This is a genomic window from Streptomyces sp. NPDC051987, assembly GCF_040680735.1.
Lineage (GTDB): Bacteria > Actinomycetota > Actinomycetes > Streptomycetales > Streptomycetaceae > Streptomyces.
Window position 1 is genome coordinate 105,207 of the sequence record NZ_JBFAXI010000019.1, and the last position, 6,412, is coordinate 111,618.

4 protein-coding genes and 3 tRNA genes are annotated in these 6,412 nt (G+C 70.4%); 4 read left to right on the forward strand and 3 right to left on the reverse strand.

The features are described 5' to 3' along the window. Positions 1-59 precede the first annotated feature (59 nt). The 3 genes from AB0M11_RS13470 to AB0M11_RS13480 form a co-directional block, all read right to left on the reverse strand. A tRNA-Ile gene (locus AB0M11_RS13470) sits at positions 60-136 on the reverse strand. Between the two features lie 178 nt (positions 137-314). Next, a tRNA-Asn gene (locus AB0M11_RS13475) sits at positions 315-387 on the reverse strand. 5 nt (positions 388-392) lie between these two features. Next, positions 393-465: transfer RNA gene (locus tag AB0M11_RS13480), tRNA-Asn, on the reverse strand. Between the two features lie 134 nt (positions 466-599). Here AB0M11_RS13480 and AB0M11_RS13485 point away from each other — a divergent pair. From AB0M11_RS13485 to AB0M11_RS13500, 4 genes are all read left to right on the forward strand, one after another. Continuing rightward, positions 600-905, forward strand: a complete 306-nt coding sequence (locus tag AB0M11_RS13485) for a YtxH domain-containing protein (RefSeq protein WP_365704664.1) — start codon at positions 600-602, stop codon at positions 903-905. Between the two features lie 150 nt (positions 906-1,055). Further along, a complete protein-coding gene (locus AB0M11_RS13490; protein WP_365704666.1) occupies positions 1,056-2,510 on the forward strand; it encodes an FGGY family carbohydrate kinase in 1,455 nt (484 codons plus the stop codon). Positions 2,511-2,672: 162 nt separating this feature from the next. After that, positions 2,673-4,406 carry an ABC transporter ATP-binding protein gene (locus AB0M11_RS13495; RefSeq protein ID WP_365704669.1) on the forward strand — a complete coding sequence of 578 codons (1,734 nt, stop codon included), beginning with the start codon at positions 2,673-2,675 and terminating at the stop codon, positions 4,404-4,406. Then, complete coding sequence (locus AB0M11_RS13500) at positions 4,406-6,334, forward strand: ABC transporter ATP-binding protein (RefSeq protein ID WP_365704672.1); 1,929 nt, start codon at positions 4,406-4,408, stop codon at positions 6,332-6,334. The genes AB0M11_RS13495 and AB0M11_RS13500 overlap by 1 nt, the downstream gene beginning before the upstream one ends. Positions 6,335-6,412 lie beyond the last annotated feature (78 nt).

The window sequence follows — 6,412 nt, forward strand, 5'->3', positions numbered from 1 at the left end:
AGCGCGCGATAGCAGTCACGGGCCGCCCGGAGCAATTTCCTCAGGTCACAGGCCTGCACTGGTGGGGCGGGTGGGACTCGAACCCACGGCCGACGGATTATGAGTCCGCTGCTCTAACCGGCTGAGCTACCGCCCCATAGCGGCGTGTCGCGTACAAGTGTGCGCGCCGTCTGCCGCAGCATAGCCGCTCATACGATCTCCTGCTTCGGCTGGTCGGCGATCTGCGACGTTCCCGACCTTGAGGACATCGCCGCTGGCCCGGCGGTTCCCGCGGGCATGAAAAAGGACCCCGCAAGGGGTCCTCGTTCAGCATGCTCCCCCGACTGGACTCGAACCAGTAACCTGCCGGTTAACAGCCGGCTGCTCTGCCAATTGAGCTACGGAGGACCGAGCTCCCCCGACTGGACTCGAACCAGTAACCTGCCGGTTAACAGCCGGCTGCTCTGCCAATTGAGCTACGGAGGAATGCCTCGTTGCATCGAACGTACCGTCCTGGGTATCCGCCAGGGGGCGCCCGCTCGCTGCGACACATACATTAGCGCAAGCAGGGGGGTGCTCCGCCAATCGGTACTTCCCCCCACGTCGGAAGGGTGGCCGCCATGCGCTACAAGCTCACGTTCGTCGTCGGGCTCGCTCTCGGTTACGTGCTCGGTACGCGGGCCGGACGCGAGCGCTACGAACAGCTGAAGAAGTCGGCCCGCCAGGTCGCTCAGAACCCGGCCGTCCGCAACACCGCCGAGACCGCCGCCCAGCAGGGCCGCGTCTACGCCGGCCGGGCCTTCCACTCGGTGAGCGAGAAGGTCGGCGACCACATGCCCGACTCGGTCACGGCCCGCGTCCGCTCCCTGCGCGACCGCCACCCGAACGGCGCAGCCGCGGACGACTGGGGCACCGGCACCACCTGACAGCGCTTTCCGGCGCCGGCCGGGCTTCCCCACCCAAGGGGCGCGGGGAGCTGCGCGACCAGCCCCGACGCACCCGCACCCGCAGATCCACGCGAACCCCTACGGCGCCCACGGCCGAACCACAGCGGCGCGTGCGGCAGAATTTCGGGCATGGGGATAGTCGCCGGGTTGGACAGCTCACCGGATTTCACGCGCATCGTGGTCTGCGACACGGACACGGGCGCGGTGCTCCGCCAGGGATACGCACCGCACCCGGTCGACACGCCGGAGGGTGCGGCACGCCCCAGCGACGTCGACCCGCAGGCCTGGCTGCTCTCCCTCGGCGAGGCAGCCGGCGGCGGGCTCCTGGAGGGCGTGCAGGCCATCGGCGTCTCCGCGCAGCAGAACGCGCTGGTCCCGCTGGACGCGCAGGGCAACACCGTCCGCCCGGCGATGGTCGGCGGCGACAAGCGCGCCCAGGTCGCGGCCGCCGATCTCGTCGACGCGCTGGGCGGCCGGGAGGCCTGGGCGCAGGCGGTGGGCACCCTGCCGCAGGCCGCGCACCCGGTCACCAAGCTGCGCTGGCTGGCGAGGACCGAGCCGGAGAACGCGCGGCGCACCGCCATCCTGCTGCAGGCCCACGACTGGCTGGTGTGGCAGCTGCTCGGGCGGCCGGTGCGGCGGACCACGGATCGCGGCGGGGCCTCCGGGACCGGGTACTGGTCGGCGGCCACCGGCGGCTACCGGCCCGACCTCGTCGAACTCGCCCTGGGCCACCAGACGATGCTGCCCGAGGTGATCGGGCCGTCCGACGCGGCCGGTACGACGCCGGAAGGACTGCTGATCTCCGCGGGCACCGGCGAGACCATGGCCGCCGCCTTCGGGCTGGGGCTCGGCTTCGGGGACGCCGTGGTGTCGCTCGGCGCCTCGGGATCGGTGATGGCGGTGCATCCGGAGGCACTCGCCGACACCTCCGGCATGATCACCTCGCTCGCCGACGCCACCGGAATGCACCTGCCGGTCGTCACCACCCTCAACGCCGTACGGGCCCTGCGCGGCACCGCCGAGCTGCTCGGGCTGTCCGACCTGGAGGCCCTGTCCGACCTGGCGATGAAGTCGACGCCGGGGGCGCACGGGCTGGTCATGCTTCCGTACCTGGAGGGCGAGCGGACGCCGAACCTGCCGCACACCGCCGGGACGCTGGCCGGGCTGCGCCGGGAGTCGATGCGGGCCGAGCATCTGGCGCGGGCCTCCTTCGAGGGCATGCTGTGCGGGCTGGCCGACGCCCTGGACGTGCTGCGCGGCCGGGGTGTCGAGGTGCGGCGGATCTTCCTGCTGGGACAGGCCGCCGAGCTGCCGGCGGTGCAGGCGGCGGCGCCGATGCTGTTCGGCGCGCAGGTCGTCGTACCGCAGCCGGCGGACTACGCGGCCATCGGGGCCGCGCGGCAGGCGGCCTGGGCGCTCGGGGTCTCGCAGGGGACGCTGGACCCGCGCACCCCGCCGGTGTGGCAGGGCGCGGCGGCGCAGGTGCTGGAGCCCGGGGACGAGCTGGCGGTCGGGCAGGCGGTGCGGCAGCAGTTCGTCTCGGTGCGGGAGCAGACCCATCCGGGGGCGTTCCGGGGGTGACCGCCGCGAAACGGACGCTCCCGTCGGTGGCCGCACGTCCGCTGTCGGGTTAATCGGTTGAGGTAACGCGGGTGGAGTGTCGGACGATAGGGGCCTAGGGCAAGCGACCCCCGCCTTCCGGGCAAGCGAACCCGCCCCCACCGCCGACTCCGAGAGACCAGCGTGCTCATACGACTTCTGCGGACCTATCTCAGGCCCTACCGGAAACCCATCGCCATCCTGGTGCTGCTGCAGTTCCTGCAGACCTGCGCCACCCTCTACCTGCCCACGCTCAACGCGCACATCATCGACAACGGCGTCGTGAAGGGTGACACGGACTACATCCTGACGTTCGGCGCGCTGATGATCGGCATCTCGCTCGCCCAGGTGGTGTGCAACGTCGGCGCCGTCTACTACGGGGCCAGGACCGCGTCCGCGCTCGGCCGGGACGTGCGGGCCGCGGTCTTCGACCGGGTGCAGTCCTTCTCCGCACGTGAGGTAGGTCACTTCGGAGCGCCCTCGCTCATCACCCGTACGACCAACGACGTACAGCAGGTCCAGATGCTGGTCCTGATGGCGTTCACGCTGATGGCGTCGGCGCCCATCATGTGTGTCGGCGGCATCGTGCTCGCCCTCGGCCTGGACGTTCCGCTGTCCGGGGTGCTGGTCGCCGTCGTACCCGTGCTCGGCATCTCGGTGACCCTGATCGTGCGGCGGCTGCGCCCGCTCTTCCGCGCCATGCAGGTGCGGCTCGACACGGTGAACCGGGTGCTGCGCGAGCAGATCACCGGCAACCGGGTGATCCGCGCGTTCGTCCGCGACGAGTACGAGCAGGGCCGGTTCGGGAAGGCCAACAAGGACCTGACCGAGATGCAGCTGGCCACCGGCAACATGCTCGCGCTGATGTTCCCGATCGTCATGACGACGGTGAACGTGTCCTCGATCGCGGTGGTCTGGTTCGGCGCGCACCGCATCGACAGCGGCGGCATGGCGATCGGTGACCTGACGGCGTTCCTCGCCTACCTCATGCAGATCGTGATGTCCGTGATGATGGCCACCTTCATGTTCATGATGGTGCCGCGCGCGGAGGTCTGCGCCGAGCGCATCGAGGAGGTCCTGGACACCGAGTCCAGCGTCGTCCCGCCGCTCGCGCCGGTCACCGAGCTGCGCCGGCACGGCCACCTGGAGATCCGGGCCGCCGGGTTCTGCTATCCGGGTGCGGAGGAGCCGGTGCTCAAGTCCGTCGACCTGGTGGCCCGGCCCGGTGAGGTGACCGCCGTCATCGGCTCCACCGGCAGCGGCAAGTCCACCCTGCTCGGCCTGGTGGCGCGCCTCTTCGATGCCACGGACGGCGCTGTCCTCGTGGACGGGGAGGACGTCTCGGGTCTCGACCCGCAGCTGCTCGCCAAGACCGTCGGCCTGGTCCCGCAGAAGCCGTACCTGTTCGCCGGCACCGTGGCGACCAATCTGCGCTACGGCAACCCGGACGCCACCGACGAGGAACTGTGGCACGCGCTGGAGGTGGCGCAGGCCAAGGGCTTCGTGGAGAAGCTGGAGGGCGGGCTGAACGCGCCCATCGCCCAGGGCGGTACGAACGTCTCCGGCGGCCAGCGCCAGCGCCTCGCCATCGCCCGCACCCTCGTGCAGCGCCCGGAGATCTACCTCTTCGACGACTCCTTCTCCGCCCTCGACTACGCGACCGACGCCGCCCTGCGCGCCGCGCTCGCCGAGGAGACGGCCGAGGCGACCGTCGTCATCGTCGCCCAGCGGGTGGCGACCATCAGGGACGCCGACCGGATCGTCGTGCTCGACGAGGGACGCGTCGTGGGCACCGGCCGCCACCACGAACTCATGGCCGGCAACGACACCTACCGGGAGATCGTGCTCTCCCAGCTGACGGAAGCGGAGGCTGCCTGATGGCCGGGCCCATGGGACGCATGATGGCCGGGGGCGGCCCCGACCAGCGCTCGATGGACTTCAAGAACTCGGGCAAACGGCTGCTCGCCCGGTTCAAACCCGAACAGTTCACGATCTACGCGCTGTTGTTCTGCGTGGTCGCGAGCGTCACCCTGAACGTGATCGGCCCCAAGATCCTCGGCCGGGCCACCGACCTGGTCTTCGCCGGGGTCATCGGCAAGCAGATGCCCGCCGGGATCACCAAGGACCAGGTGCTGGCGGGCATGCGCGAGCGCGGCCAGAGCACCGTCGCCGACATGCTCAAGGGCACCGACTTCACGCCGGGCAAGGGCATCGACTTCGGTCAGGTCGGCGACGTCCTGCTCTTCGCCCTCTGTACGTACCTGGTGGCCGGCCTGCTGATGGCGGTGGCGACCCGGCTCGTCAACCGGTCCGTCAACCGCACGATGTACCGGCTGCGCGAGGACGTCCAGGCGAAGCTGTCCCGGCTGCCGCTGTCGTACTTCGACAAGCGGCAGCGCGGCGAGGTGCTCTCCCGCGCCACCAACGACATCGACAACATCGGGCAGACCCTCCAGCAGTCGATGGGCCAGCTCATCAACTCGCTGCTCACCATCATCGGCGTGCTCGCCGTGATGTTCTGGGTGTCCTGGCTCCTGGCGCTGGTGGCCCTGGTCACCGTGCCGCTGTCCTTCCTGGTCGCCACCCGTATCGGCAAGCGCTCGCAGCCGCACTTCGTGCAGCAGTGGCGCTCCACCGGCAAGCTGAACGCCCACGTCGAGGAGATGTACACCGGGCACACCCTGGTGAAGGTGTTCGGCCGGCAGGAGGAGTCGGCGCAGCAGTTCGCCGAGCAGAACGAGGCGCTGTACGAGGCCGGGTTCAGGGCGCAGTTCAACAGCGGCGTCATGCAGCCGCTGATGATGTTCGTGTCGAACCTGAACTACGTGCTGGTGGCCGTGGTCGGCGGTCTGCGGGTCGCCTCGGGCGCGCTCTCCATCGGTGACGTCCAGGCCTTCATCCAGTACTCCCGGCAGTTCTCGATGCCGCTGACCCAGGTCGCCTCCATGGCCAACCTGGTGCAGTCCGGGGTCGCCTCCGCCGAGCGGATCTTCGAACTCCTCGACGCGGAGGAGCAGGAGGCCGACCCGGTCCCCGGCGAGCGTCCCGCCGAACTGCGCGGCCGGGTCGCCCTGGAGCACGTCTCCTTCCGCTACGACCCGGAGAAGCCGCTCATCGAGGACCTGTCCCTGACGGTGGAACCGGGCCACACGGTCGCGATCGTCGGCCCGACCGGCGCCGGCAAGACCACGCTGGTCAACCTCCTCATGCGGTTCTACGACGTCTCCGGCGGCCGGATCACCCTCGACGGCGTCGACATCACCCGCATGTCCCGGGACGAACTGCGCGCCGGCATCGGCATGGTGCTCCAGGACACCTGGCTGTTCGGCGGCTCGATCGCGGAGAACATCGCGTACGGCGCGGCCCGCGAGGTCACCCGGGGCGAGATCGAGGAGGCGGCGCGGGCGGCCCACGCGGACCGGTTCGTCCGGACCCTGCCCGACGGCTACGACACCGTGATCGACGACGAGGGCACGGGCGTCAGCGCCGGTGAGAAGCAGCTCATCACCATCGCGCGCGCGTTCCTGTCCGACCCGACGATCCTCGTCCTCGACGAGGCGACGTCGTCCGTCGACACCCGTACGGAGGTCCTGATCCAGAAGGCGATGGCCAAGCTGGCGGACGGGCGCACGTCGTTCGTCATCGCCCACCGGCTCTCCACGATCCGGGACGCGGACACCATCCTGGTGATGGAGAACGGGTCCATCGTGGAACAGGGCGCGCACGCGGACCTGCTGGCGGCGGACGGGGCGTACGCCCGCCTGTACAAGGCGCAGTTCGCGCAGGCGGTGGCCGAGGTGGACTGAGTCGGCGCCGGCCGCTGGGGCCGGGCACGGGTGGGGACGCTCACCGGCGCTTGCCGGGTGCCTCCCGCGCCCACCCGT